The organism is Pseudoruegeria sp. HB172150, assembly GCF_013184805.1.
Classification (GTDB): Bacteria; Pseudomonadota; Alphaproteobacteria; order Rhodobacterales; family Rhodobacteraceae; genus Psychromarinibacter.
Genome location: NZ_JAATNG010000007.1, coordinates 1 through 24,605 on the forward strand (window position 1 = coordinate 1; position 24,605 = coordinate 24,605).

Annotated in this window: 23 protein-coding genes and 1 tRNA gene; 9 read left to right on the forward strand and 15 right to left on the reverse strand. The window is 64.4% G+C overall.

The features are described from left to right. Window positions 1–122 precede the first annotated feature (122 nt). A complete protein-coding gene (locus tag HCO70_RS21845) occupies window positions 123–395 on the reverse strand; it encodes a hypothetical protein (RefSeq protein ID WP_172300028.1) in 273 nt (90 codons plus the stop codon). A 258-nt stretch (window positions 396–653) separates the two neighbouring features. Here HCO70_RS21845 and HCO70_RS21850 point away from each other — a divergent pair, with 258 nt between their 5' ends. Together HCO70_RS21850 and HCO70_RS21855 are read left to right on the forward strand one after the other, a co-directional pair. After that, complete coding sequence (locus tag HCO70_RS21850) at window positions 654–1,562, forward strand: glycosyltransferase (protein WP_172300029.1); 909 nt, start codon at window positions 654–656, stop codon at window positions 1,560–1,562. Between the two features lie 43 nt (window positions 1,563–1,605). Continuing rightward, window positions 1,606–2,433, forward strand: coding sequence for a ParB/RepB/Spo0J family partition protein (locus tag HCO70_RS21855; protein WP_172300030.1), 828 nt, complete (start codon window positions 1,606–1,608; stop codon window positions 2,431–2,433). 60 nt (window positions 2,434–2,493) lie between these two features. Here the strand turns inward: HCO70_RS21855 and HCO70_RS21860 are convergent, their stop codons facing one another. Next, on the reverse strand, window positions 2,494–3,021 hold the full coding sequence (locus tag HCO70_RS21860) for a transposase (protein ID WP_172300031.1): 528 nt from the start codon (window positions 3,019–3,021) through the stop codon (window positions 2,494–2,496). A 278-nt stretch (window positions 3,022–3,299) separates the two neighbouring features. Further along, the gene (locus HCO70_RS21865; RefSeq protein ID WP_172300032.1) at window positions 3,300–4,949 is read right to left on the reverse strand and encodes an RNA-directed DNA polymerase; all 1,650 of its coding nucleotides are present in this window, start codon (window positions 4,947–4,949) and stop codon (window positions 3,300–3,302) included. A 324-nt stretch (window positions 4,950–5,273) separates the two neighbouring features. Here HCO70_RS21865 and HCO70_RS21870 point away from each other — a divergent pair, with 324 nt between their 5' ends. Both HCO70_RS21870 and HCO70_RS21875 read left to right on the forward strand, forming a co-directional pair. Then, window positions 5,274–6,527: a DNA polymerase IV gene (locus HCO70_RS21870; RefSeq protein ID WP_172300304.1), complete on the forward strand. Its 1,254-nt coding sequence runs from the start codon at window positions 5,274–5,276 to the stop codon at window positions 6,525–6,527. Between the two features lie 82 nt (window positions 6,528–6,609). Then, complete coding sequence (locus HCO70_RS21875) at window positions 6,610–8,028, forward strand: MFS transporter (protein WP_172300033.1); 1,419 nt, start codon at window positions 6,610–6,612, stop codon at window positions 8,026–8,028. Window positions 8,029–8,038: 10 nt separating this feature from the next. On the opposite strand, the gene HCO70_RS21880 is transcribed toward HCO70_RS21875, so the two are convergent. Then, window positions 8,039–8,899 carry an N-formylglutamate amidohydrolase gene (locus HCO70_RS21880; protein ID WP_172300034.1) on the reverse strand — a complete coding sequence of 287 codons (861 nt, stop codon included), beginning with the start codon at window positions 8,897–8,899 and terminating at the stop codon, window positions 8,039–8,041. Between the two features lie 156 nt (window positions 8,900–9,055). Here HCO70_RS21880 and HCO70_RS21885 point away from each other — a divergent pair. Together HCO70_RS21885 and ykgO are read left to right on the forward strand one after the other, a co-directional pair. Continuing rightward, window positions 9,056–9,130 (forward strand) — tRNA-Val (locus HCO70_RS21885). Window positions 9,131–9,217: 87 nt separating this feature from the next. Next, on the forward strand, window positions 9,218–9,343 hold the full coding sequence (ykgO, locus tag HCO70_RS21890; protein ID WP_039685556.1) for a type B 50S ribosomal protein L36: 126 nt from the start codon (window positions 9,218–9,220) through the stop codon (window positions 9,341–9,343). A 138-nt stretch (window positions 9,344–9,481) separates the two neighbouring features. On the opposite strand, the gene HCO70_RS21895 is transcribed toward ykgO, so the two are convergent. From HCO70_RS21895 to HCO70_RS21930, 8 genes are all read right to left on the reverse strand, one after another. Next, on the reverse strand, window positions 9,482–10,777 hold the full coding sequence (locus HCO70_RS21895) for a TRAP transporter large permease (RefSeq protein WP_172300035.1): 1,296 nt from the start codon (window positions 10,775–10,777) through the stop codon (window positions 9,482–9,484). After that, window positions 10,774–11,262 (reverse strand): TRAP transporter small permease, encoded by a 489-nt coding sequence (locus HCO70_RS21900; protein ID WP_172300036.1) that lies wholly within the window; start codon window positions 11,260–11,262, stop codon window positions 10,774–10,776. Before HCO70_RS21900 ends, HCO70_RS21895 begins: the two co-directional genes overlap by 4 nt. Window positions 11,263–11,323: 61 nt before the next feature. Then, window positions 11,324–12,319, reverse strand: coding sequence for a TRAP transporter substrate-binding protein (locus tag HCO70_RS21905; RefSeq protein ID WP_172300037.1), 996 nt, complete (start codon window positions 12,317–12,319; stop codon window positions 11,324–11,326). 21 nt (window positions 12,320–12,340) lie between these two features. Next, window positions 12,341–13,537 carry a CaiB/BaiF CoA-transferase family protein gene (locus tag HCO70_RS21910; RefSeq protein WP_172300038.1) on the reverse strand — a complete coding sequence of 399 codons (1,197 nt, stop codon included), beginning with the start codon at window positions 13,535–13,537 and terminating at the stop codon, window positions 12,341–12,343. After that, entirely contained in the window at window positions 13,534–14,523 is a 990-nt protein-coding gene (locus HCO70_RS21915) for a CoA transferase (RefSeq protein ID WP_172300039.1), read from the reverse strand. The genes HCO70_RS21910 and HCO70_RS21915 overlap by 4 nt, the downstream gene beginning before the upstream one ends. Further along, entirely contained in the window at window positions 14,520–15,710 is a 1,191-nt protein-coding gene (locus HCO70_RS21920) for a CaiB/BaiF CoA-transferase family protein (RefSeq protein WP_172300040.1), read from the reverse strand. Before HCO70_RS21920 ends, HCO70_RS21915 begins: the two co-directional genes overlap by 4 nt. Next, on the reverse strand, window positions 15,707–16,951 hold the full coding sequence (locus HCO70_RS21925; RefSeq protein ID WP_172300041.1) for a 2-hydroxyacyl-CoA dehydratase family protein: 1,245 nt from the start codon (window positions 16,949–16,951) through the stop codon (window positions 15,707–15,709). Before HCO70_RS21925 ends, HCO70_RS21920 begins: the two co-directional genes overlap by 4 nt. Then, the gene (locus HCO70_RS21930) at window positions 16,948–17,922 is read right to left on the reverse strand and encodes a hypothetical protein (RefSeq protein WP_216665574.1); all 975 of its coding nucleotides are present in this window, start codon (window positions 17,920–17,922) and stop codon (window positions 16,948–16,950) included. The genes HCO70_RS21925 and HCO70_RS21930 overlap by 4 nt, the downstream gene beginning before the upstream one ends. Between HCO70_RS21930 and HCO70_RS21935 the strand changes: the two genes are divergently transcribed. Both HCO70_RS21935 and HCO70_RS21940 read left to right on the forward strand, forming a co-directional pair. Further along, complete coding sequence (locus HCO70_RS21935; protein WP_216665575.1) at window positions 17,896–18,636, forward strand: MarR family winged helix-turn-helix transcriptional regulator; 741 nt, start codon at window positions 17,896–17,898, stop codon at window positions 18,634–18,636. The two genes, HCO70_RS21930 and HCO70_RS21935, sit on opposite strands and share 27 nt — an antisense overlap. Before the next feature lie 62 nt (window positions 18,637–18,698). Beyond that, complete coding sequence (locus tag HCO70_RS21940; protein WP_172300044.1) at window positions 18,699–19,859, forward strand: CoA transferase; 1,161 nt, start codon at window positions 18,699–18,701, stop codon at window positions 19,857–19,859. Between the two features lie 92 nt (window positions 19,860–19,951). Here the strand turns inward: HCO70_RS21940 and HCO70_RS21945 are convergent, their stop codons facing one another. Further along, complete coding sequence (locus HCO70_RS21945; RefSeq protein WP_172300045.1) at window positions 19,952–21,175, reverse strand: phenylacetate--CoA ligase family protein; 1,224 nt, start codon at window positions 21,173–21,175, stop codon at window positions 19,952–19,954. Between the two features lie 254 nt (window positions 21,176–21,429). Between HCO70_RS21945 and HCO70_RS21950 the strand changes: the two genes are divergently transcribed. Continuing rightward, window positions 21,430–22,278, forward strand: a complete 849-nt coding sequence (locus tag HCO70_RS21950; protein WP_172300046.1) for a hypothetical protein — start codon at window positions 21,430–21,432, stop codon at window positions 22,276–22,278. Between the two features lie 82 nt (window positions 22,279–22,360). Here the strand turns inward: HCO70_RS21950 and HCO70_RS21955 are convergent, their stop codons facing one another. Together HCO70_RS21955 and HCO70_RS21960 are read right to left on the reverse strand one after the other, a co-directional pair. Beyond that, on the reverse strand, window positions 22,361–23,185 hold the full coding sequence (locus HCO70_RS21955; RefSeq protein WP_172300305.1) for an ABC transporter ATP-binding protein: 825 nt from the start codon (window positions 23,183–23,185) through the stop codon (window positions 22,361–22,363). Window positions 23,186–23,244: 59 nt separating this feature from the next. Further along, complete coding sequence (locus HCO70_RS21960) at window positions 23,245–24,528, reverse strand: ABC transporter substrate-binding protein (protein WP_172300047.1); 1,284 nt, start codon at window positions 24,526–24,528, stop codon at window positions 23,245–23,247. Window positions 24,529–24,605: the final 77 nt, after the last annotated feature.

A 24,605-nucleotide genomic window follows, 5' to 3' on the forward strand; every position in this document is an offset into this window, starting at 1 on the left:
GGTCGCAGACCTCACAAACGTCCTCGGTATAACCCTCAATAAATGCAGATACACTCAAGGCGCTTACGGATACGAAGACGGATATTACTGAGGAGTGCGATGACGCTGGGCCGAAGCCCGGCTCAGCGGCGCAGGTGCATCTCGGGCGGGACGAATTCGAACTGGTCCTCGACGAAGAAGCGCAACCAGGGGCTGTTCGGCGCGGTTGACACCTCCGGTGCCACCTCGGGCCGATGCGATCCATCGCACGGCGGGGCCTTTACGGCAGGGGAATTCATCCCTTCCGCGACTCTCAGAAGGTGAAAGATCGCATCGCGGGAGCCGTGCAGCTCCGCCGGTACCGCGGGGTAGAGCGCGCCTTTGCGGCCGGGATTCCGGGCGGGATGAGATGACATTCGAGCCAGACTCCGCGATTGGCACTGGAAATTTAACTAATTCAACATGACGCGATAAAGCGCGCGTGATCAACGGTGACCGGCCGTGACCGCGGAGCGGCGGCGGGATTGCGCCGATGCGCCCGTCCCAAGCCCCACCTTCCGGATGGCGCCCTACCGCCACAAGTTACCGCGACGTCAAGAATTGCTTGCTCGATCCGTCCAGCGCGCCTTAGGGTTGTCACCGGCACCTGCCCCGCATTTTAAAGAGACTTTCACATGCCGCATTACCTGATCGCCCACGAAGGGTCCCTCCCGTATATCCGCAGCGTCACCCGCTTCCTCCATGACACGTTGTCGGACCAACTCGGCGACGTCACCTTCGCCACTGCCGCCCGCACCATCGACGAGGTCGCCACCGCAGCCCCCGCCACCGTCTTCATAATCGGCGAGCGCCTTGACCCCTTCACCCGCCGCCCCGGCCACGGCTACGTCTATTTCAACTTCTCCGTCGTCGCCCGCCTGGGCTCCCCCTTCGCCACCTCGCTCAAGGGCCTCAAGCAGATCCGCGGCAAGCAGAAGCTGCTGCGCGCCAAGCTCCCCCTCATCGACGCCGTGCTCGACTATTACCCGGCCCAGACCCCGCGCCTCGCCCGCCAGCTCCCGGTTCCCACCGCCGGCTTCCTCCCCTGCTCCGAACCGCAGCCGCAGCCCCTCACCCGCACATACGACATCGCCTTCGTCGGCGGCCTCAACCCGCGCCGCCAGCAGGTGCTCGACGCCCTCACCGCCCGCGGCATCTCTCTCTCCCCCACCTCCGGCGCCGATCTGGAGACGCTGACCGCGCAGTCCCGCCTCGCCCTCAACGTCCACACCCATCGCACCAACCACCTGGAAATACCGCGCATCATCGGCGCGCTCTCCACCGGGACGCCGGTGATCACCGAGCCCAGCTACGGCCTCAAGCACCTCTTCGACACGCCCGCCGTGATCGAGGCCGATCTGCCCGACATCCCCGCAACCGCCGCCGCCCTCCTCGCCGATCCCGGCCGCCTCGCCGCCCTCTCGGCCGAGGCCGCCGCGCATTTCACCGCCTACCACCGCCGCGCCACCGACAGCCTCTCCGCCGCCCTCGCGCAGCTGCAGCGGGCCAGCGCACCGCAGTACGCGCAGCAAACGCTCGCTTAACCCGGCCCTGCCACCCTCCTGCGCCGCGGCACAGGAGGACCCGATGCGCATTCCCATCCACCAGATCGACGAAACCGCGCTGATCCGCGACCGCACCGCGATCAACGCCGCCACCCAGGACGAGCTGCAGCAATCCATCGCCGCCAACGGCCTGCGCATGCCCATCGAGGTCTTCGCCATCGGCGCCGGGCCCGACCCGCGCTTCGCCCTGATCTCCGGCTACCGCCGCCTGATGGCCGTCCGCGCCCTGCACGAGATCACTGGCGACCCGCGCCATGCCGGGATCGAGGCGCTGATCCGCAAACCCGCCTCGCAGGCAGAGGCCCTCGCGGCCATGGTCGAGGAGAACGAGATCCGCGCGCCCCTTTCCCCTTGGGAACGCGCCCATATCGCCATCGCCACCCGCGACGCCGGCACCTTCGACACGCTCGACACCGCGCTGGCCGCGCTCTACCCGCACGCCCCGCGCCAGAAACGCTTCAAACTGCGCGCGGTGGCCGAGGTCGTCGAGGCCCTCGACGGCACCCTCGCCGAACCCGAAACCCTGACAGAGCGCCGCCTGATCCGCATCGCCAACGCCCTCCGCCTCGGCTGGGGCGAGATCCTCGAGGCCGCGCTCGCCACCGCCGCCTCCAATCCAACCGCGCAATGGCAGGCGATCACCGGCACCCTGCAGGAATGCGAGGGTCTCCTCGCCCGCGGCCAGCCCACCACGCCCAACGAGCCCAGACGCATCTCGCATCCCCGGTCATCCGTGACGATCCGGCGTGAAAGGACCCGCGCCGGCTACCTGCTCCACGTGACGGGACGTGGCGCAAACGACGCTCTGGTGACCGATGTTCTGGAGGAGGTGGAGCGGCTCTTCTCGTAGGGTGGGCAATCTGCCCACCTGTTTTGGAACCCCGGTCGGATGGTGGGCAGATTGCCCACCCTACGCCTCCCCGAAATCACCTTCCACACTGTCCCCGACCCACGCCGCATCCACGCGCCCCGCCCGCACCTCGCGCTGGAACGACGAAAACGGCCAGTCCGCCGCCCGCTGCACCAGCCCGTGCCGCACCGGATTGCTCCAGCAATAGGTGAGGTGCGCAGTGAAATCCCGCTCGTCCCGGATCGTGTGTTCCCAGAATCGCCGCTGCCAGATCCCGCATTCCCGCTTCGCCCGCTTGCTTGCCGACCGAGCACGCGCCTGACCGACCGAGCGCGAGAACCGCGCCTTGATCCTGCGCCACCGTTCCGAATAGGCGCTGTCCCCCTCCGGCAGAGTCCACAGCGCGTGCAGGTGATCCGGCAGCACCACCATCGCCTCGCAGCGGAACGGCGCCTCCGCCACGGTCCGGCGATAGGCCTCCCGCAGCGCCCCGATCTCATCGACCAGCAGCGAGCCGCCCCGCTCCGCCAGATTGACGGTGAAAAAGTAGGTTCCCCCGGCGACCCGGGCACGCCGATACTCCGACATGCCCCCACCGCTCCCACACCACGGTTAACACCACGTGTAGGGTGGGCAATCTGCCCACCAACATCCCCGCCCTCCTACGTAGGGTGGGCAATCTGCCCACCACGACATGGCCAACGAAAACCGTGTGGGTGTGGTGGGCAAATTGCCCACCCTACGGGTTATTGGGCAGTTCCAGCGGCTTCGCCACTTGGCAATTGGGGACAGTTTGCTACCCCTTGCTGGAAAAAGTCAGCTGCGGAAATAAAAACTCAAATTCTGCGGCTCGCTGAAATTCAATCTTAGTCAGGAACTACTTCAACATCGTCTTCGTCTTCGCCTTCGTCTTCGTACAACCCGATTACATCTTCCAAAGCTTCATCAACATCTTCAATCTGATCGATCCCTTGGAAAACAAAAGGAAGCTCACCGCTTCCGTAAAAGCTTGCACCGCCACCAATCAAATCGCCAAACACACTGTAATCGGCTCTATTCTTTGTTTTCAAACGATAATCAAAAGCTCTTTCTGCTTCGTATGATAGAAGCCAGTCATTCCCTAACATAGGGTGATCATCTAATCTTTCATGTATAAGTCTCTTTTGATTTCTTCCTTGCACAAGCCCTTTCGAATGCAAATCCACCGCAAGAAGAGCCGAAAATGGCCCACACCTATTTACAATACTCTTGTATGAATTCTCGTGAAGTTTCCCCTTAATTTCCTTTAAGAGCCAACACGCCCAAACTACCTCGCTATCATTCCCTTGGGGAGCATGATACGCAATCGCGATATTACACACATTTGCCCAGTTGCTGGTTTCAACACCATGGCGTCGGTTATACCAAACGACGACTCTGGAAACATAATCCAAACAATGCGGGAAGTTTACGGCCGCACGTTTCAAGAAATGTTCTAGAACATCCCAGTAGGGCAACCAGAGCTTTCTTTCATCCATTTTCCTGATCGCATACTTTACAATTCCATCATCATTTTCTTCATTTGCAATTCTAATAATTTGATCTAGGTAGGCTGTTAACTCCGTCTTCAAGTGTGACGTTGGCTTTCGGCCAGAAAATCCCTCTATTTCTCTTCTAATCTCAATCGGCCAAAATGGCTCCAAGTCACGTTTAGCTTCAAAAATCGCGGTTTTGGATTCGTTAATATCAAGCTCGTAACGGCGCACAGCATCCCTGTATGAGCTCAAGTACTGCTCTGCGAATTCTAGGCTCGGTGCGCCAATGTAGATGTCGTCCACCAATCTGGCAGCCGTTACGTTGCTTCCAACGTTCTTCAAAAACTCTTCATCAATTGCCGATGAAATCAGTTCGGATATTATTCTTGAAGTATCTGGTCCTACAGGTATCCCCACCGTCTGTTGATCCTGCGCCTGCCTTACAAGATAATCGAGTTTATTTGTGAATGCACCAGATGACTTAATACTTCTGTCGATCTTGCTTGCGCTTTTTCCGTGAACGGCCCAAGGAATTGAGTGCGTGTAGATTGAAGGGAAAAATCTTGATATATCTGTCTTGATTATGTATCTCGCCGTAGAAAGCTTTGATCTTCTGAATCTTGTGAATTCTGCGTGCGATTCTATCTTCAATGCTCGGCCAAATAACTCCTGATAGACAGGAATCGACCGAGAAATATTAGATCTTTTTAGAAATGGGTTTAATTTTGCGCGATACTCACCGAGATAGTTGGCCACATCGATAAAGAACAATGGATTGGGAGTAGAGAATATTCGACGTTGTCCGCCACGTTTTGTCTCGTTGTACCTGGAAAGAGCAAGAGGCTTGTTTCGCTCAATTTGGTCGCTATCCAGCAGGCCATTTCCATAGGCAGTGGAATAGAAATCTCTTACTTTAAATGCTGGAGGCAGGTTCTCAGGATAAAATCCTTTCTCCATTATGGCGCGCTGAAAAGAGGCCTTCGATCCTTTTACGATAGACATTCTGACGACGAGCCTTTTTACTTGTGGACAATGTTATGTGCGCAATTTCGATCCGGCATAGCAAGCGTAGAGTGCGTGTTTTCTTTTCGTTAGCTGCCATAACACACGCAGCCTAGGCATCCATACTCATCACCACCGCGCAAGCTTTCGCCCCTCCAATCTCCCTCCCACCCCTCCCCAAACCACGCTATCCTCCCACCACAAAACCACCCCGATCCCGCCTCCGTCCCCACTCCCGTCCCCACCCTAGGTTAGCGCCAACACGCCTGAAATCAATCACTTGACCCCCCGTCCCCATGGGGACGCCCCGTGGTATACTCCCCCATGCCCGCCCTTTGCCGAGACTGTCTGGAGCGCTTCCCCACCGGCCGCAGGTGCCCCGCCTGCCGGTCCCCCCGCACCCTCGACCACCCCGAGCTCGAGACCCTCTCCATCGCCCATATGGACTGCGACGCCTTCTACGCCTCGGTCGAGAAGCGGGAAGACCCCACCCTCTCCGATAAACCCGTCATCATAGGCGGCGGCCGCCGAGGCGTCGTCTCCACCGCCTGCTACATCGCCCGGATCAAGGGCGTCCGCTCCGCCATGCCCATGTTCCAGGCCCTCAAGCTCTGCCCCGAGGCCGTGGTCCTGAAGCCCCGCATGTCCCTCTATGCCGAGGTCTCGCGGCAGGTCCGCCAGATGATGGAGGACCTCACCCCCGCCATCGAGCCGCTTTCCCTCGACGAGGCCTTCCTCGATCTCACCGGCACCGCCCGCCTCCACGGCGCGCCCCCCGCCGTCCTCCTCGCCCGCCTCGTCAACCGGATGCAGGCCGAGCTCGGCATCACCGGCTCCATCGGCCTCTCCCACAACAAGTTCCTCGCCAAGGTCGCCTCCGACCTCGACAAGCCCCGCGGCTTCTCGATCATCGGCCGCGCCGAGACCGAGGCCTTCCTCGACCCGAAACCCGTCAGCCTCATCTGGGGCATCGGCCCCGCCGCCCGCCAGAGCCTCGAGGCCGCCGGCATCCGCACCTTCGCCGACCTCAAGCGCTGGGACCTCCGCGACCTCCACGCCCGCTTCGGCGCCATGGGCGACCGGCTCTGGCACCTCGCCCGCGGCCAGGACCACCGCCGCGTCACCCGCGACGCGCCGATCAAGTCGATCTCGAACGAGACCACCTTCCACGAGGACACCAACGACCCCGACATCCTCGACGGCCACATCTGGCGGCTGGCGGAAAAGGTCGCCGACCGCGCCAAGGCCAAGAACCAGGCCGGCCGCGTCGTGACCCTCAAGCTCAAGCGCGCCAACCACCGGATCCTGACCCGTCAGTCGCAGCTGACCGATCCCACCCAGATCGCCGACCGCATCTACCGCACCGCGCGGGAGCTTTTCGACATCGTCGGCGACGAGGGCCCCTACCGCCTGCTCGGCGTCGGCCTCAGCCACCTGACCGGATCCGAGGCCGCCGACCGCTCCGGCGACCTCCTTGATCCCGACGCCTCGAAACGGGCCGAGGCAGAACGCGCCACCGACGCGATCCGCGACCGTTTCGGCCCCGACGCTATCGTAAAGGGCCGGTCGCTGCGGTGACCCCCACAATCCCGGCGAAAGATTTCGCTTTACCTCGACCGGACTTGAGGTCGTAAGCCTTCCCTCCCAAGGAAGGAATCGCATGTCCGATTACGTCGCAGATACCGAAGACCCGCAGGACGGTTTCGTCTCCTGGCCGGAATTCCTGGCCCGCACCGACCGTGCCGCGCTGGCGCTGGTCTGCCTTGCTGTCTGGCTGCACGCGGCAGACAGTCTCATCGTGGCGACGATGCTGCCCGCCATCGTCGGCGATATCGGCGGCGCCGAACTGGTGGGCTGGAGCATCGCATTATACGAACTCGGCTCTATCGTGGCTGGCGCGGGCAGCGCGCTGCTGACCATGCGGCGCGGCTTGCGCATGCCGATGAGCCTCGCCGCGGCTCTTTTTGCCGCCGGCTGTGCGATCAGCGCCTTCAGCCCGACGATGCCGGTCCTTCTGGCAGGCCGCTGCCTGCAGGGGTTGGGCGGGGGCGGGCTGGTCTCGATGTGCTTCATCTCCGTCGGCCTGCTCTTCGAACGGCGCGACCGGGCGCGTGCACTGGCCGCCGTATCGCTGCTCTGGGGCGTCTCCGCCTTCCTCGGCCCGCTGATCGGCGGCGTCTTCGTCGATTACCTGAACTGGCGCCTCGGCTTCGGGTTCTTCGCCGCGCAGGCCGTGGCGCCGGCGCTCTGGATTGCCCTGTCGCGCGCGCAGCTTAGCCACCGGGTGCAGGGAGATGCCACGACGTTCCCCGTCACGCGCCTCGCCCTTCTCTGCCTCGGCGTCCTGCTGATCGCGGCGGGAGGGATCGACGTGGCTCCGCTCCGCACCACGCTCCTGGTCCTCGCCGGAATCGTACTGCTGGCCGCCTTCCTATTGCGCGACGCACGCGCCGGGGTTGACCGGCTGCTGCCAAACCACCCGCTCGACCCGCGCACGAGAACCGGCGCGGCGCTGGCGATGCTGCTCTTCATGTCCATCGCCACCATCGCCATCCTCGGTTTCGGACCGATCCTGATGGCGGTCATCCACGGCGTCACGCCGCTGACTGCGGGCTACATTATCGCCTGCTCCTCCATCGGCTGGACCGTGACAGCCATCGTTGTAAGCGGCGCGCCGGAAAGGCTGGACCCGCTGTTCATCGCGCTCGGCATGGGGGCCACCGCGCTCAGCGTTCCGGCCTTCGCATATGCGGTGCCGCACGGGCCGGTCTGGCTGATCGCCGCAGTCGCGGCGGTGGAGGGCGGCGGCTTCGGCCTCGCATGGACCTTCGTGATGCGCCGCGGCACTGTGGGCGCCACCCCGGAAGAGGCACAGCGTTTCGCCGGGGCCATGCCGGTGATCCAGCGGCTGGGCCTGGCGCTCGGTGCCGCCTATGCGGGGATCGTCGCCAATGCCGCCGGGTTCCTGACGATGCAGACACCGGCCGAGGCGGGCGCGGTCGCGCGCGCGATTTTCCTGGCGGGGTTCCCGTTCGCGGCGGCGGGGCTCATTGCGATGATCGGCCTGGTCAGGCGCTAACGGTGTGACGCTATTCCGCGGCCAGCGGCAGTTCCGCCAGACCGATCTCGGCGATCTCCGAAATCACACTACGCATCAGAGAGCGGAATTCGTCGAACCGCGAATTCGGTCGGATCATCCGCTCGTTCATGTAAAGCGAGCGGTCGATCTCTACCTGCACCACGTGCTGGCCGCGCGACGGGCGGCCGTAATGCTGTGCCGTGTAGGCGCCGGCAAAGGGAGAGTTACGCACCACTCGTAGCCCGGCACGGGCAAAGGCGGCCTCGATCCGGTCCACGATCACGCCATCGGCGGCGGCACCGAACCGGTCGCCCAGCACGATCTGCGGATGCGGCGTACCGGCGGTGCCAATGCTGTCGATCGCCTCGTGCGGCATCGAGTGGCAGTCGATCAATATCGCCCGCCCATGGGTCGCGCGGGTCGCGTCCAGCAACGCCTGCAATTGTTCGTGATAGGGCCGCCAGTGATCGCGCAGACGCTCATGCGCCTCTTCATGCGTCAGCTTTCCGCGATAAATCGCGCGGCCATTTGCCACAACGCGGGGAATCACCCCCAGCCCAGAGGTAACGCGCGGATTATGTGCCGACCGGCGCACTCCTTCGATCAGGGCCGGGTCCAGTTCATCGGCGCTGCGATTCAGGTCTATGTAGGCCCTTGGCGCGGTGGCCGTCAGCAGCGGCGCGCCGAAACCGGGGGCGCAGTCAAACAACTTGTCGACATAGTAGTCTTCGGAGGACCGAATCGAACGTTCGTCCAGTACGGATCGGCGCAAAAACGCGGCCGGATAGTCCCGCCCGCTGTGGGGCGAAGCAAAGACCACAGACGTGGTCTGGATGTCAGGCAGCCTTAAGGTAAACGCTGACTTGCTCAATCGGGACTCCTCTTCCCCCCAATATACCCTATTTTTTGGGGGTACCAAAAGCCCTTGAACAGGGCGCGCCGGTCTTTTATACGCTTGCCGGACCGGCGCGGGGGATTCCCGCGTCTTGTTCGTTAGGGACGGGACGCGCGGAGCCTGCGCAAGGACGGGCGGTTAGCTCAGCGGTAGAGCACTACGTTGACATCGTAGGGGTCACTGGTTCGATCCCAGTACCGCCCACCATCCCCGAAAGGGGAAGAATTCACCGCCTCCGCAAGGGGGCAGAACCGAAACACAGGCGCCCATGCGCCGCGCTAGAGGAGAGGACCGATGAAGGTCAGAAACTCGCTCCGCTCGCTGAAGAACCGGCACCGCGACTGCCGGATCGTGCGCCGCAAGGGCCGCGTGTACGTGATCAACAAGACCCAGCGGCGGTTCAAAGCCCGTCAGGGCTGAGACGCGACAAGCGCGATTGCCGCGCGAAAAGGGCCGCCCAACCGGGCGGCCCTTTCCTTTTCGGGAAGTCTCTGGGCTGGCTGAACGCCGCGGTCACGTGCTTGTGGACATTGCAGCGCAAGCAAGGCGCTCACCGCCTCAGATCGACGGAAGCCACAGCACCAGCAGCGGGAACATCAAGAGCAGCATCACGTGAACGACGTCGGCCACGACGAAGGGCGCGGTGCCGCGGAAAATCGTCGGCAGCGGCACGTCGCGCGCCACGCCCGCCAGCACGTAGACGTTCATGCCCACCGGCGGCGTGATCAGTGCGATCTCGGTCATGCGCACGACCAGCACCCCGAACAGCACCGCGTCGTAGCCCAGCCCGGTGACCAGCGGAAAGAACAATGGCACCGTCAGTGTCATCATCGCCGAAGCGTCGAGGATCATCCCGAGGAAGAAATAGACCATCAGGATGATCAGCAGCACCGCCAGCGGCGGCAGCGACATCTGCGTGACCCAGCCGACGATGTTGAGCGGAATGGTCGTTACCGTCACGAAGGCATTGAACACCAGCGCGCCGAACAGGATGCCGAAGATCATTCCCGTCGTCCGCAGAGTGTCGAAAACCGCCTCTTTCAGTGAGTCCCAGGTCAGCCGTTTCCGCGCCGCCGCGATCACCAGCGCACCGAAGGCGCCCATCGCGCCGGCCTCGGTCGGGGTGAAAAAGCCCCAGATGATGCCGCCCATGACGAAGCCGAACAGGACGATCACATCCACGGTCTTGCCCAGCCCTTCCAGCCTGTCGCGCCAGCCGAAGCGCGGCCCGGGGGGCCCGGCGGCCGGGTCGAGCCGGCAGCGCAGGGCGATGACGCCCATGTAAAACAGCGCCAGCAGGACGCCCGGCACGATCCCGGCGGCGAACATGTCGCCGATCGAGGTCTCGGTCAGGATGCCGTAGATGATGAACATGCCCGAGGGCGGGATCAGGCTGCCGATGGTGCCGCCCGCCGCCACGGCCCCGGAGGACAGCGACAGCGAATAGCCGTGCTTGCGCATCTCGGGCAGGGCGACCAGGCCCATGGTCGCGGTCGTCGCCAGCGACGAGGCGTTGACCGCAGCGAACCCGGCGGATGCGCCCACGGTTGCCATTGCAAGCCCGCCGCGACGGTGCCCGAGCATCCGGGCGGCGAAATCGTAAAGGTCCTTTCCGATCCCGGAGGCGAACAGCACGTGCGCCATGAACAGGAACAGCGGCACGGTTCCGATGGAATAGTTGGTGGACAGGTCGAAGGCGATGACGCCGACCTTGATGACCGCGGCGTGAAAGCTGATCAGCAGGCCGAAGCCGATGACGCCGACCAGCCCCATGGCAAAGCCGATGGGCATGCCGAAGGCGAGCATGGCGAACATCACCGCGATGCCGGCAAGGCCGGTGGCGACAGGGGTCATTTGCTGCTCTCCCGGCCGGAGGCGAGCTGCACCGCGCGCAGAAGGCAGACGGCGATCATCAGGCAGAGCGCCGCGACCATCAGCCAGCGGAAGGGCGCGACCGGGATATCCAGTAGCGGCGTCACCTCGCCCTGCCGGCCGCGGCGCAGCGCTTCTTCAGTGGCGGCATAGACGACGAACACCCAGAAGATCGTTCCCAGCAGCAGCATCAGGCCGTTCGACCAGCCTGCCGTGCGCGTGGACAGCCGGCTGGTCAGAAGGTCCACGCGGGTATGGGCGCTGTCCCAGGCGGCATAGACCAGCGCGCAGCTGACCGTCGGGATCAGCAGCAGTTCGGCCAGCACGTAGGTACCGGGAAAGGCGATGCCGATGGCGCGGAAGGTGACCGTGACCACCGTCAGGCCCATCAGCGCCAGCAGGGAGAGAACGCCGACCGCCGCCGCCAGCCGCACCAGGACCCTCAGAACCGCTTCGATGCCGCGCATGCCACCCCCTTCAGGACGCAGAGGCGCGGGACGCGCCCCTGCCGGTTTCACTCAGATCCGCTTATTCGCCGTAGGCTTCGCGGATCTTGCCCAGAACCTCGGTGCCGGGCTTGCCCATGTCGTCCAGCGTTTTTGCGACATCGGTAATGGCGGGCGCGAACGCCTCGGAATAATCGGCCACGACGGCCGGATCGACCGAGTTGAACACGACGCCCTTCTCCTCGCCATAGGCACGGCCCGCATCCTCGGCTTCCTGCGCCAGCTCCAGCGTGCGCAGGCTCAGCCACTCGGCATTGTCATCGAAGACCGCCTTTATGTCGTCGGGCAGGCTGGCCCAGACGTCGCCGTTGACCGCCCGCGACGGATAGGCCCCGCGCGAGTGCGGCAGTTCGGAGTAGTACTTGACCACCTCGGCGAAGCTGAGGGATTTCAGCGCCTCGTAGGGTGCGATCACTCCATCGACCACGCCTTTTTCAAGCGACGGGTAGGTTTCCGTCATCGGCATGGTCACGCCCTCGGCTCCGAAGGCGGCCAGCGGGCCGATGAAGTCTACCGCCGAGCGGATGCGCAGCCCTTTCAGATCTTCCAGCGAGTTGACCGGTCCCTCGCGCAGCAGCAGGTGCATCGGCGTGCCGACGTTGTAGCCGACCACGTGAACCCCGTTCAGCTCTTCGCCGAACTGCGGGAACTCACCGACGAGGTCCATGTAGACACCCAGCACCTTTTCCGGGTCGGTGTAGCCGTAGAACATCCCCGGCACGAGCCGGTTCATGTCGTAACCCGACCGCGCGTAGATCGGCGCGATATAGGCGATGTCCGCAACCCCGGCGGAAAGCTCGTCGACCCCTTCCCGCGAGGTGATCAGCGACCCGCCCCAGTAGGGCGTGATGTCGACGCGTCCGCCGGACTGCTCCTCGATACGGGCGATCCATTCGGCATCGGCCGCGCCATAAGGATGCGACTCGGTATAGGGCGAGGCGTAGCTCAGGTTGAAGTCGGCGGCCCAGGCAGGCATCGCCGACAGGCAAAGCGCGAAAAGTGTTGTTGTCCGTAGCATGGGGTCCTCCCTTGGACTGGGTTAACTGGATGCCGGGCTTGGCTGCCCGGTCTGTTGCGCATCGGCGGACCGCGCCAACGCGGAAATCTCGGTATCGCTCAGGCCGATCCGGGCCAGAATTTCGTGGGTATGGGCGCCGGGCATCGCAGCGGGCGCCGGGGCGACGAAATCGCCCAGCCGCACCGGCGGGCCGATCTGGCGCAGCGCGCCTTCGGGCGCGTCGAGACGGATGACCATGCCGCGCGTCTCGAAATGCGGCTCCGCCAGTGCCTCCGCGACGCTGTTGACCGGGGCGAACTGCGTGCCGGCGGCCTCAAGATGCTCCAGCCAGTGCGCGCGCGGCTTGATGGCAAAGACGGCCTGCAGCCCCTCGCGGATCTCGGCCCGCTTGTCCGGATCCATTTGCCAGGCGGCATAGTCCGGCTTGCCCATGGCGGTGCAGAACGCCGCCCAGTAGCGCGGCTCCATATCGGTGGTGCACAGCCATTCGCCGTCGCCGCAGCGCCAGAGCCCCAGATCCGCGCGCCGTGTGCCGCGTGGCGGCGCGTCGTCGGGGTTCTCATAGCGGGCGATCAGGTTGGCCAGCAGGGCCAGCGAACAATCGGCCATCGCGACGTCGACATGTTGTCCCTTGCCGGTTTCGCGCGCCGCCATCACGGCGCAGAGCGTGGCAAAGGCGGCATGGGCGCCTGTCGCCACGTCGGCGGCGGCGAAACCTGGCAGACTGGGGGCATCCGGGTCCTCGCCGGTCCGGCTTAATACACCCGACATGGCCAGCGCGACCGGATCATGCCCGGGCTTGTCGCGGTAAGGGCCGACTTGCCCGCAGAGCGTTAGCGAGGTGTAGACGAGTGTCGGGTTGTCCCACGACAGGGCGGCATGGCCAAGCCCCAGCCCTTCGAGCACGCCGGGTCGATAATCCTCGACCACCACGTCCACGGTCGCCGCGAGGCGCTGAAGTGCGTCCCGCGCCGCCGGGTCGCCTATGTCGAGGCAGATGGACTTTTTCCCGCGCGCCAGCATGTCCCGCGCCCGCTGCCGCGCCTGACCCGCGGCGTCCAGCCTGTCCCAGCCGAAGACCTTCGCCTGCTTGGCCAGTTCGCGCGGGTTTTCCACGCGGATGACCTCTGCCCCCTGATCGGCCAGCAGCCAGGTGCAGTAGGGCCCCGGCAGAAGCCGGGAGAAATCCAGAACGCGCAGGCCGCTCAGCGCACTCATGCCGCACCTCCGGGATGGACGGCGAACAGCGGACCGGGCAGGCCGTCCTCGAACATGCCGCGCGCCTGCATCTGCGGGCTGTCGGGCACCTCGGACAGGCGCATGATCGGCGACAGGCCCCAGCCGTGTTCCAGCGACCACTGCGCCAGTGTCTGGCGGTCGTGCCGGACGAAGAACGCCTCGACCACGCCCTGCCAGCGCTCGATGACCGCCTGATCGGTATCGGCGACAAGGATCGCGTCCCAGTCGATCTCTGCCAGTTCGCCCGCCGCATCCTCTGCCTGCATCACGCGGACCAGCGCGCGCATCATGCCGGGGTTGTCGATAATCGACCATGTCACGTAGCCGTCGGCACAGGGCCAGATCTGCCGCACCCCGGACTTGCCGCGCACCAGCATGTTGCCCTGCCGGTGTCCGATGCGACCGGTATGCTCGTACATCACCGCTTCGCGGTAGTTCGCCAGCGCCGCCGATTGCAAGGCGGACACCGCGATGCGCTGACCGCTGCCCGTCATGCGCCGCGCCCGCAGCCCCATCAGCGCGGCAGTCGCGGTCTGGATGGCGGTCAGTGCATAGGCCTGCTCTCCCGGCAGGCGCAGCGGCGGGCGGTCGGGCGTGCCGATCACCGTCATCAGCCCCGACTGCGCCATCAGCGTCAGGTCCGTCACCGGACGTGTGCCCTGCCCTTCGGGCCAGCCGGTAACCACGACATGGACCAGGCGCGAATAGCCGGCGGCGAGCGCGTCGATCCCCTTGCGCGCGTCGGTCCGCCGGTCGTCCAGCAGCACATCGGCACCGTCCAGAAGTTCGGCGAGGGGAGCAGCGGACCGGGTCATTCCCTTGTGCCAGGCCGCGGCACGCGGGGCCGTCAGCTCCGACGCGCCGGCCAGTACAACCTCAGCTCCCAGCCGCGCGAGCATGCTGCCCGCGAAATCAGCAAGGTGGTCGGCAAGAACGACGACGCGGGATCCAGAGAGCAGGGTCATGCCAGCACCCCCTCTTCGGTCAGCGCGGCGATCTCTGTCTCGGTCAGTCCGACCTCGGCGAAAACCTCGGCATTGTCCGCGCCAAGGCAGGGCGACGGCCCGACCGTTCCCGGCGTGGCCGAGAAGGTGTAGGGCGGCGCAGGCATTTTGGCGGCGCCGATCACCGGGTGATCCACCGTCACGAAATGCCCCGCCGCGTTCAGCGCCGGATGCTCCGACAGTCCCTTGCCATCCAGAACCGCGCCCGCCGGAACTCCTGCCGCCACAAGCGAGGCTTCCAGCGCGTCGCGATCCTGCGCGGTGGTCAGCACAGACAGCGCGGCATCCAGTTCCTCGCCAGCCGTATGGCGCGCGGCTGCATCGGGCCAGCGCCCGCTCAGGTCCCCGGCGCCCAGCACGCCGCACAGCGCCCACCACTGGGCGTCGTCCTCGCAGGCGATGGCGATCCACGCCTCCTCGCCTGCGCAGGGGTATACTCCGTGCGGCGCCATGACGGGGTCGCTGTTGGCCGGCTTCTCCTGCGGCATCTCGGCAAAGAGATCGCCGGCCACATGCACCATCGCTTCGATCTGGCTGACATCGACATGGCAGCCCTCTCCGGTCCGGTCGCGCTGTTCCAGCGCGGACAGGATCGCGACCGTCAGCATCATCGGCGCTACCACGTCGCCATAGGCGAAGGGCGGCATGTGCGGATCCGATCCGGGCCAGCCTGTCATGTCGCAATGGCCCGAATACGCGGCCGCAGAGTTGCCGTAGCCCCGGAACCCCGCCAGCGGCCCGCTGCGGCCCGCGACCGACACGCTGGCAAGAATGATGCCCGGCCTGACCTGCTGCAGCGTCGCCCAGTCCAGCCCGATCCGATCCATGTAGCCGGGGCCGAAATTCTCGACCACGACGTCCGACCAGGCCACCAGCCGCTTGGCAACCTCGACACCGCGCGGATCGCCCAGGTTGATCGTCACGCTTTTCTTCGAGGTATTCGTCTGCGCGAAAAAGACAGAGGCGTCATGATTGCGCCGGTCCCCGCCCGCGAAAGGCGGCGAGCGGCGGCCGAGATCCAGCCGCCTGCGCGACTCGATCTTGACCACGGTCGCGCCGTTATCCGCCAGGTCCTTCGTCGAGCGTGGGCCCGCGCCGACCCAGCTGAAATCGGCGACCTTCAACCCGGTGAGCGCACCCGTCGTCATCCTGTCACCTCGTCCAGCACCGCCGTCACCTGCGCCTTGACCGCGTCGCCATCCCAGTCGCGCGGGTCCACCATGTCCGACACGATCTCGACCACCCGGACCCCCGCCGCCTTCAGCGCCTCGCGCGCGAAATTGCTGCCATAGCCGGAAAACCGGTCGTGTTCGGGCACCAGCATCAGCGCCACTTCGATCCGATAGCGCCGCGCCTGCTCGACCATCCATTCATTGACCCAGGGCGGCTGGTGCAGCTGTTCGTTCATCGCCGACACGCGCGCCGCCAGCGCGCGCAACGGGTCGCCATGATCGGCGCGGATGTATCCGTCGGCGGCAAAGGGCAGGTACATCGACCATGCGAATACCGCCCCGTGGCTTTCCTCGAAGGCGGAATAGAACGACGTGTCGAACCACAGCCCCGCGCCGATCCACATCATGCGGATGCGCTCGTTCTCGCAGGCCGCGTGGCCGTCGCGGACACGGGCCTCCACCTCGTCCCGGAATGCCTCTACATGCGCCAGCGCCCAGTCGGAGCCGCGATGCCATTGCGGGATCATGACGTTGGGCATCTGTTCCGATATCCGCATCGGCGTCTTCGGCGCCTCCGCCATCATCGTCGAGACCTCGTCGAGCATACGCTCCTGCCGGTCGATCCGCTCCATGTAGGCGCCGAAGCCGTCCGCCGGGAAAGCCCGGCCGGTCAGGTCCTCGAGCTGCGCTATCACCTCCTGCATCTCGGCCACCAGCAGGTCCAGCCTGTCGGTGCCGTAGAACGCTTCCCATCCGTCGCGCGCCTGTTCCCACCAGCGCGGTTCCGGGTTCGGCACGCCGGGGGCCGACAGCATGTGCAACGGTGCGCCGCTCAGCTCGGACCAGCGCTGGAAAATACGCGCGTGCTCATCCGAACTGGCGCGCGCGCACAGCAGCGACGGCGGTGGCAGGCCGCCCCAAGGCTGGCGGTCGAAATCGCCTTCGATCTGCGCGATCAGCGGCAGGCTGGAATAACGCGGCAGGTGGCCGTGGAAGCCGAGTTCCTCCATCCGGTCGAAATAGGACGGCGCCAGCTGCTTGGCCGAAATCACGGCGGACCACCACTGGTTGGTGACCATCGGGATGTCCATGAAATGGAACAGCTCGTGCGGTGTGTCGGCGTTGACGAAGGCATAGGCCTCGCCGCCCGAGATTCGCTGCCGCAGCCCGCGCAGCCAGTCGCGCTGATAGTCTGTAGCCCGCTTCGCGCAGATCATGCGAGCGCCTCCTCGATCCGGCGGCGCGCGTTGGCACGCCAGGCTGCGTCGGGGCGGAACGGCCGGAACCCGAGGTCGAGGAACCTGCCGCCATTCGCTTCGACGGCGGTGCGCAGGCCGGGAACCTCCCAGCCGAAGCCATCGTCGTTGGGGTCGACCGACGCGATGACCAGATCTGCCCCCGCCGCCTCCGCGTGCAGGGCAGAGGTGAAGCGGGCCGGCGGCGCCGCGCGGATGTGTAGCGGATCGCAGGACAGACCGCGCAGGATCGCCGTGGGGGTTGTTTCTTCCGACGGCGCAGGCACGCGTCCGTATTCCTGCAGATCGGCCATCACCTGGCCCAGCCCTGCGCAGATCTCGTGCATCACCGGGATGTCGCAGGCCGTGCCGACCAGCACGATGCGGGGGCCTTCGCCTGAATCGGGCAGATCGGCCAGCAGCGCGGCATGCGTGTCCGGCGCCATCCAGCGCCCGGCATTCCGCGCCATGAAAGCGTCGGACCCGTGCTGCGGCAGGCGGGCCAGCGCCGCACGGCGCAGCGCCTCGCGCGCAATAGCGTCCTTGAGCGACTGCGCGTCGGCTTCGCCGCCCAGCACATCGCGCAGACAAACCTGAAGGCGCGCATATTCCGTCAGATTGAACGTCTCGGCGGGCGCGCTGTCAGTGTGCAGCATGTTCCACAGGTACAGCCGCGGGCCTTGACTCCGGACGCGCCCCTGCCGCCGCAGTTCCAGTGCGTACTGGTAAGCCGCCAGTCCGGCGACATCGTCACGGGCAAAGACGATCAGCGCGAAGTCATCGAAGGCCCCCGCCGCGAAACGGTGCAGGAAACGAACCGCGAAGGGATCGAGGAAGTATTCCGCCACCGCGTCCACGGCCGGAACCCGCGGGCCATCCGCCGCGTCGGCCAGTGGTGGCGCCTTGACGTCGGCCAACTGTCCGCCATGCGCCGCGATCAGGACCTCCGGCACACCTGCGCCGAATACGCCGACCAAAGGCGTGCCACCGGCCCGCAAACCATCGGCGCGCTGTTCGAAGGCTACCCGCAGGGCAGGCGCAAGTGGCACGTGATCCTCCCGATCATTTTAGTTCACTCTGGAAACTTTTTTCTGCCCTGTCAATACCGCGCATTTGACAGGGAAGGCGCCCGCGCCGTACCCATGTCCGAGCACCGAGGAGATGACCGCTTGCAAGACCGCGCCACCCCGGAAGACCAGGACCGGATAGAACTGGGCCACCTTTCCCACGACCTGTCCTTCGTCTCGCGGATACTGCGGGCCCACATTGTTGAACGAAACGCGCCGTTCTTTGACGCGCACGGCGTGGCTGGCGGCGAAGTCGCTCTGCTCAACCTGATCGGGCAGAACCCCGGCATCTCGCAAAAAGGGCTGGCCGAGGTTGTGGTCCTGAAGAAATCGGCGATCACGAAACTGGTCAATGAAATGGAGCGCAACGGCCTTATCACACGCCGCAAGGAGGGCGACGACCTGCGCGTGAACGCGCTGCACCTGACCGAGGGCGGGCAGGAAAAGCTGGCCCGCATGCGCGCGGACATGGATGCGCTGCAAAGCGAATTGCTGGCGGTGCTCAGCCCGGCCGAGCGTGGCATGCTGTTCGAACTGATGTGGCGGCTGATCGACGGGCTTGGCGGAATACCGTTGACGGGACACCGTTCCAAATCTTGACCTGATCGTAAAATTGGTTTCCAATAGAAACTAATTGTCGGACCAGAGCAGGAGAGCGCAGCGTGCCCAAACCCCTCGAAGGCGTCAGGGTCGCGGATTTCAGCCACGTGATCGCGGGGCCGCTGGCGACGCAGTTCCTCAACCTACTCGGCGCCGAGGTCATCAAGGTCGAGCCGCCCGCAGGCGACCCAATGCGTTACTATACCCGCGATCCCGCCCGGCGCGGCATGGCCGAACCTTTTGTCGGCGCCAATGCCGGAAAGAAATCCATCATGCTGGACCTCAAAGATCCGGCCGACTGCAAGACAGCGCATGAGCTGATCGCTGGATGCGATATCTTCGTCGAGAACTTCCGCCCCGGCGTCGCGGACCGTCTCGGCCTAGGGGCGAAGGCGTTGACCGCCCTCAATCCCGGTCTGATCTACTGCTCGGTCTCCGGCTTCGGGCAGACTGGCCCGATGCGGGACTTTCCCGCTATTGACCAGGTCATTCAAAGCGTCTCCGGCCTGATGCTCCTCTCAGGTCAGGAGGGCACGCCCGCCGAACGCATCGGCTTTCCCATCGTCGACACCTACAGCGCCCTGCTGACCGCCTTTGCTATCCTCGCCGCGCATACGCAGAAGCTCACAGACCCTCAGCGGCGAGGCCAGGTCATCGACGTGTCGATGATGGATGCGACCCTTGTCATGATGAGCTCGGTCGTCATGCCGTTCCTGCTATCCGGCATCAAACCAAAACGCGCCGGAAACCGGGGCTTTTCGGGCGCACCGACCGCCGACACGTTTCCGACAGCAGATGGCGAGATCACGATCGGCGCGGTTCAGCAGGTTCAGGTGGACCGCCTGTTCCGCGCATTGGGTTGCCCCCAACTACTCGACCAGCCCCGCTATGCGACCCCGGACGCGCGGATCGAGAACGACGGCGCCTTGCGCGAAACGCTCTTGCCCTACTTCGCGCAGCGGACCGCCGCGGAATGGGAAGACCTTCTGGCCGCAGCCGGTGTCCCGGCCGGCAAGGTTCGCGACGTCGAAGAAGCGCTGCAACTCGACCAGATCGCGGACCGCGACCTATTCATCGACCTGCCGAGCGGTGATAAGGCGATGAATGCCGGCTTCCGCTTTGCCCATAACGGCCCGGGTATATCAGACAACGCGCCAGGGCTTGGAGAGCATCGAGATGAAATCCTCCGCTCGCTCGGGCTGGGCTCTGTCGCGGAACGCTGAATCCGCACGGTGACGTACGCCAACGCCGCGCGGCATTTCGGTCCCACCCACGTTTACCGATAAGGTTGCAGCCGCCCGACCGTCAATGCACCTCACCCATACTCCCGCTGGTCGTCGATTACCTTGCCGTCATTCGGCAAGCTGCCCATTGGCACAAGCGCGACCTCGCCCTTTAGCTTCAGAACCTCCGCCACGCTCCCCTCGTAAGCGCCGGCGTCGGAAGCCTCGGTCTCCAGTTGCACCAGCATCACGTCGCGCTCGTCTTTACGTGTCACCGTCACCCGTGCCTTCGTGACCTCGGCATGCCGTGCGACAAGGTCGGCCACCTGCTCGGGCCGCACGAACATGCCCTTGATCTTGGCGGTCTGGTCGGCCCGGCCCATCCAGCCCTTGATTCGCATATTGGTGCGGCCACAGGGACTGGTGCCCGGCATCACTGCCGACAGGTCGCCTGTCGCGAAGCGGATCAGCGGATAGTCGGGGTTCAACGTCGTAACCAGCACTTCGCCTACATCGCCATCCGCAACCGGCGTTCCCGTACCCGGCGTCACGATCTCGACGATGACGCTCTCGTCCACGATCATCCCTTCCATCGCGGCGCTTTCGTAGGCGATCAGCCCGAGGTCGGCGGTCGCGTAGCATTGCAGGCATGCAATGCCGCGATCCGCGTATCCTTGCCGAAGAGACGGAAACAACGCGCCACCGCTTACCGCCGCCCGCGCGATCTTCAACTCCAGCCCGATTTCGTCCGCCTTGTCGATGATGGCCTTCAGGTAATCCGGCGTCCCGGCATAGGCGGTCACGCCGAGGTCATGTGCCGCCCGGGCCTGCAGTTCGGTCTGCCCTGTTCCAGCGGGAAACACCGTCGCGCCCACCGCATGCGCACCGTTCTCGAACATCATGCCCGCCGGAGTCATATGGTAGGAGAAACAGTTCTGCACGATATCCCCTGGCCCGATCCCCGCCGCGTGCAGGAATCGCGCAAAGCGCCACCAGTCCTTTGCCGTGCGCCCCGGCTCGTAGATCGGTCCCGGCGACTGGAACACATGCTCGAACCCCGCGGCCGCCTGCGCCGTGTAGCCTCCGAAGGGTGGCGCCGCCTTCTGCGCCGCGCCCAGCGCCGTCTTGCGCAGGACCGGCAGGGAAGCCAAAGCGCTGCGGCTGTCGACTTCCGCCGCCTCGACTCCTGCAAGCAAGTCCACCATCGCGGGAGCCTTCGACTTGGCTTGGGCGATCTGGCGCGGCAGAGCCTCGGCAATCGCCGCGACACGTTCGTCGGGCGCACGCGTTTCCAGTGCGTCGTAGTAAGACGTCATGGCTTCCTCCCTGCTTCCGCCGCTCCCCGCGGCCACGCGATTCCCGGCGTGTATGTTCTGAAATTCTACGCGGCGGATCGCCCATTCTGCTACCCCCGCCCCGCCTAGTCTGCGATTCGCCTTATGCGGGAATGCTGCACTGCGGCGAAACAGCGCGCGGCATTCTACGCAATTGCCCAGTTCCCGCGCCTTACGTAGCAACCCTTTCCATGGGACGCGCGGAAATGCGCGGGGAGAAGAGGAAGTTCATTGTGATGATTACGCAAGCCGATCCGCAGGCCGTTGAAGGCCTGTCCGCGGGGGAGATCGATCGCCGCATTACTTTTCATCCGGAGACCGAGACGATGGAGGTCGATTTTTCGGGCCTGCATTTCGAAACCTCGGCGCAGGTCAACGCCTTCTACGACCGCATTGAGGACCGCATCGACGACTCGGGCGAAAACCTGTGGTTCTTCCTGGTGATCTATTCCGGCAACCGCATCGATCCTGACGCCTGGTTTGCCCATGCCCGTCGCGGCAAGACACTTAACCTGGCACATTCCATGGGAACCGTCCGCGTCGACGCCTCCGACGAAACACGCCTTCAGATCGAGCGTGCGGCAGGCACCGAGGCATTTGACGCCAACCTTTTTGCCGAGCGTGACAGTGCGATCCGGCGGCTGGCGGAACTGCCTTCCAAACGGCGACAGAAAATCACGCACGAACCGAACCACAGCACCGAGGAAATCGCGCGCCGCGTCCGTTTTCTGGAGGCTGATCAGATCCTGGAAATCGACCTGTCGAAATTCCTGCTGGAACATGACCGGGACGTCGACGATCTCTACGACCACCTCGAAATGCGGATCGAGGCGACCAGCCAGCGCTGGTACTTCCTGATCAACTATAACGATACACGCATCATGCCGGAGGCGTGGATCCAGTTCGCGAGGCGCGGCAAGATTCTGAACCTAGGCGGCTCGCTCGGCACCGTGCGCTACGAGGCTGGCACCGATACAGAGGCCGACATCCGCCTGCGGGCTGAAAGCCAGGGCTTCCGCCCAAACATTCGTAACAGCCGCGATGCGGCTTTGGCACGGATCGAGGAAATCAAGCGCGGAGGTTGACGCTGTCCATTCGTGACATGACCGCGCCTCCTTTCATGGCCAACGGTCGCGCCGCGCCACCAGTTCCGTCACCAAAGCCACCTCAGCTTAGCCAGCGCTTTCTTCGCCGGTAGCTGCGCACGTCACGGAACGACTTCCGCCCTTCCTCCGACATGCCGAGGTAGAATTCCTTGACATCCGGGTTCTCGCGTAGCTCCTCGCCCGGCCCGTCCATCACCACGCGCCCGGATTCCAGGATGTACCCGTAATGCGCAAACCGGAGTGCCACGTTGGTGTTCTGCTCCGCCAGCAGGAACGACACCCCTTCGTTCTCGTTCAGCCCCTTAACGATGCCGAAGATCTCCTCGACCAGTTGCGGCGCCAGCCCCATCGAGGGCTCGTCCAGCAGGATCGTCTCGGGTTTGGACATCAGCGCCCGGCCAATCGCGCACATCTGCTGCTCTCCGCCCGAAGTATAGCCAGCCTGCGACCGCCGCCGCTCTTTCAGCCGCGGGAAGTAGCTGTAAACCATCTCCAGGTCTGCCGAGACGGCCGCCATCCCGTCCTTGCGGGTATAGGCGCCGGTCATCAGGTTTTCCTCGACCGTCAGGTGCTCGAAACAGTGTCGCCCCTCCATCACCTGCACCACTCCGCGCTCGACAAGATCGGACGGTGTCAGGTCCTGTACCCGCTCGCCGCGATACTGGATCGACCCCTTGGTCACCTCGCCACGCTCTGACCGCAGCAGGTTGGAGATAGCCTTCAAAGTCGTCGTTTTCCCCGCGCCGTTGCCTCCCAGAAGCGCCGTGATCCCGCCCTTCGGTACCGACAGGGACACACCCTTCAGTACAAGGATCACGTGGTTGTAGATCACCTCGATATTGTTGACCTCGAGCAGGGCCTCGTCCGTCCGTCCCGCATCCAGCATTGCAGCCTCACCGCCAGAAATCGTATCGCCCGCCCCGAGCTGAGGGCGGGCGAAGGTCGTCACTCGCAGCGCATCTCGACGCTGTTTTCCTCGGCATATGCCATGGAATCCTCAGCGATCAGCGGGTTGATCACGTCCTTGTCCGACTCGATGTAGTCGGTGATCTGAGTCCATTCGCCGGCAGCCGCATCCCATTGCTGCACGATGCCTAGCCCGGACCCGCCATGGTTCTCGCAGGACACATCGAATTCGGGACCGAAGTTCGGAATGCTCAGGCTTTCCATCAGCGCCGCATCGACCACCAGCGCCTCCATCCCGTCCCGCATCATTGACGGGGTGATCTGGGCCGTGCCGTGGATCTCCTGCGCTTTCTTCGCCGCCTCGACGGCCAGCATCGCGGCATAGAGCCCCCGGTTGTACAGGACCGACCCCGCCTGATCGCCGGCGCCCGCAGCCAGACCGGTGTCGTAGACGTGGGTTTTCAGGTCCTCGTAGATCGGGAAATCGTCGCCGGGCAGGTGCATGTTCAACGCCTTGTAGCCGTTGGCGCCGTCGCCCACTGGCAGCACGTCATTCTCCGACCCGGACCACCAGATGCCGATGAAGTTCTCCATCGGGAAGCGGATGTTCGCGGCCTCCTGGATGGCGACCTGGTTCATCACACCCCAGCCCCACATCAGCACGTAGTCCGGCCGTTCGCGGCGGATCTGAAGCCATTGCGATTTCTGTTCCTGCCCCGGATGATCCACTGGCAGCAGGCTCAGTTCATAGCCATGCTTCGCCGCAAGCTCCTCCAGCGTTCGGATCGGCTCCTTGCCGTAGGCCGAGTTGTGATAGACCAGCGCAATCTTCTTGCCTTCGAGGCTGCCGCCATTGATCTCCAGCAGGTGCTTGACCGCGATCGAGGCGCCGTCCCAGTAGTTGGCCGGATAGTTGAAGACCCACTCGAACACCTTGCCATTCGCGGCAGAGGTACGGCCATAACCCATCGAGTGCAGCGGGATCCCGTCGGCCGACATCTTGGGAATTAGCTGATAAGTGATGCCAGTCGACAGCGGCTGGTAAATCAGCGAGCCCTCGCCCTTGGTCGCCTCATAGCACTCGACACCCTTCTCGGTGTTGTACCCAGTCTCGCACTCGATCATTTTGATCATTTCGCCGCCGATACCGCCATCCCGCTGGTTGATCAGCGTGAAATAGTCGGCATAGCCGTCGGCAAACGGGATGCCGTTCGCGGCATAGGGCCCGGTCCGGTAGCTCAGCGACGGGAACACTAGATCCGCCATTGCCGGCGCCGCGGCGACAATGCCCGCCAGCGCCATAGTTGCCAGTTTCAGTCTCATCGGTCGATTTCCTCCCTTGTTGATCTGTCCGATGCCGCCGGTTTCCCCGGCTCTCTCTCCTTCCGTCTCCGGCCCTC

Excerpts from the sequence above, each read along its gene's own strand:
- HCO70_RS21945 (WP_172300045.1), bottom strand. The coding sequence starts at position 21,175 with ATGACGTCTTACTACGACGCACTGGAAACGCGTGCGCCCGACGAACGT.
- HCO70_RS21960 (WP_172300047.1), bottom strand. The coding sequence starts at position 24,528 with ATGAGACTGAAACTGGCAACTATGGCGCTGGCGGGCATTGTCGCCGCG.
- HCO70_RS21895 (WP_172300035.1), bottom strand. The coding sequence starts at position 10,777 with ATGACCCCTGTCGCCACCGGCCTTGCCGGCATCGCGGTGATGTTCGCC.
- HCO70_RS21860 (WP_172300031.1), bottom strand. The coding sequence starts at position 3,021 with ATGTCGGAGTATCGGCGTGCCCGGGTCGCCGGGGGAACCTACTTTTTC.
- HCO70_RS21865 (WP_172300032.1), bottom strand. The coding sequence starts at position 4,949 with ATGTCTATCGTAAAAGGATCGAAGGCCTCTTTTCAGCGCGCCATAATG.
- HCO70_RS21925 (WP_172300041.1), bottom strand. The coding sequence starts at position 16,951 with ATGATCTGCGCGAAGCGGGCTACAGACTATCAGCGCGACTGGCTGCGC.
- HCO70_RS21955 (WP_172300305.1), bottom strand. The coding sequence starts at position 23,185 with ATGCTGGATGCGGGACGGACGGACGAGGCCCTGCTCGAGGTCAACAAT.
- HCO70_RS21875 (WP_172300033.1), top strand. The coding sequence starts at position 6,610 with ATGTCCGATTACGTCGCAGATACCGAAGACCCGCAGGACGGTTTCGTC.
- HCO70_RS21905 (WP_172300037.1), bottom strand. The coding sequence starts at position 12,319 with ATGCTACGGACAACAACACTTTTCGCGCTTTGCCTGTCGGCGATGCCT.
- HCO70_RS21915 (WP_172300039.1), bottom strand. The coding sequence starts at position 14,523 with ATGACCCTGCTCTCTGGATCCCGCGTCGTCGTTCTTGCCGACCACCTT.
- HCO70_RS21870 (WP_172300304.1), top strand. The coding sequence starts at position 5,274 with ATGCCCGCCCTTTGCCGAGACTGTCTGGAGCGCTTCCCCACCGGCCGC.
- HCO70_RS21950 (WP_172300046.1), top strand. The coding sequence starts at position 21,430 with ATGATTACGCAAGCCGATCCGCAGGCCGTTGAAGGCCTGTCCGCGGGG.
- HCO70_RS21845 (WP_172300028.1), bottom strand. The coding sequence starts at position 395 with ATGTCATCTCATCCCGCCCGGAATCCCGGCCGCAAAGGCGCGCTCTAC.
- HCO70_RS21900 (WP_172300036.1), bottom strand. The coding sequence starts at position 11,262 with ATGCGCGGCATCGAAGCGGTTCTGAGGGTCCTGGTGCGGCTGGCGGCG.
- HCO70_RS21855 (WP_172300030.1), top strand. The coding sequence starts at position 1,606 with ATGCGCATTCCCATCCACCAGATCGACGAAACCGCGCTGATCCGCGAC.
- HCO70_RS21850 (WP_172300029.1), top strand. The coding sequence starts at position 654 with ATGCCGCATTACCTGATCGCCCACGAAGGGTCCCTCCCGTATATCCGC.
- HCO70_RS21910 (WP_172300038.1), bottom strand. The coding sequence starts at position 13,537 with ATGAGTGCGCTGAGCGGCCTGCGCGTTCTGGATTTCTCCCGGCTTCTG.
- HCO70_RS21935 (WP_216665575.1), top strand. The coding sequence starts at position 17,896 with ATGCGCCGCGATCAGGACCTCCGGCACACCTGCGCCGAATACGCCGAC.
- HCO70_RS21920 (WP_172300040.1), bottom strand. The coding sequence starts at position 15,710 with ATGACGACGGGTGCGCTCACCGGGTTGAAGGTCGCCGATTTCAGCTGG.
- ykgO (WP_039685556.1), top strand. The coding sequence starts at position 9,218 with ATGAAGGTCAGAAACTCGCTCCGCTCGCTGAAGAACCGGCACCGCGAC.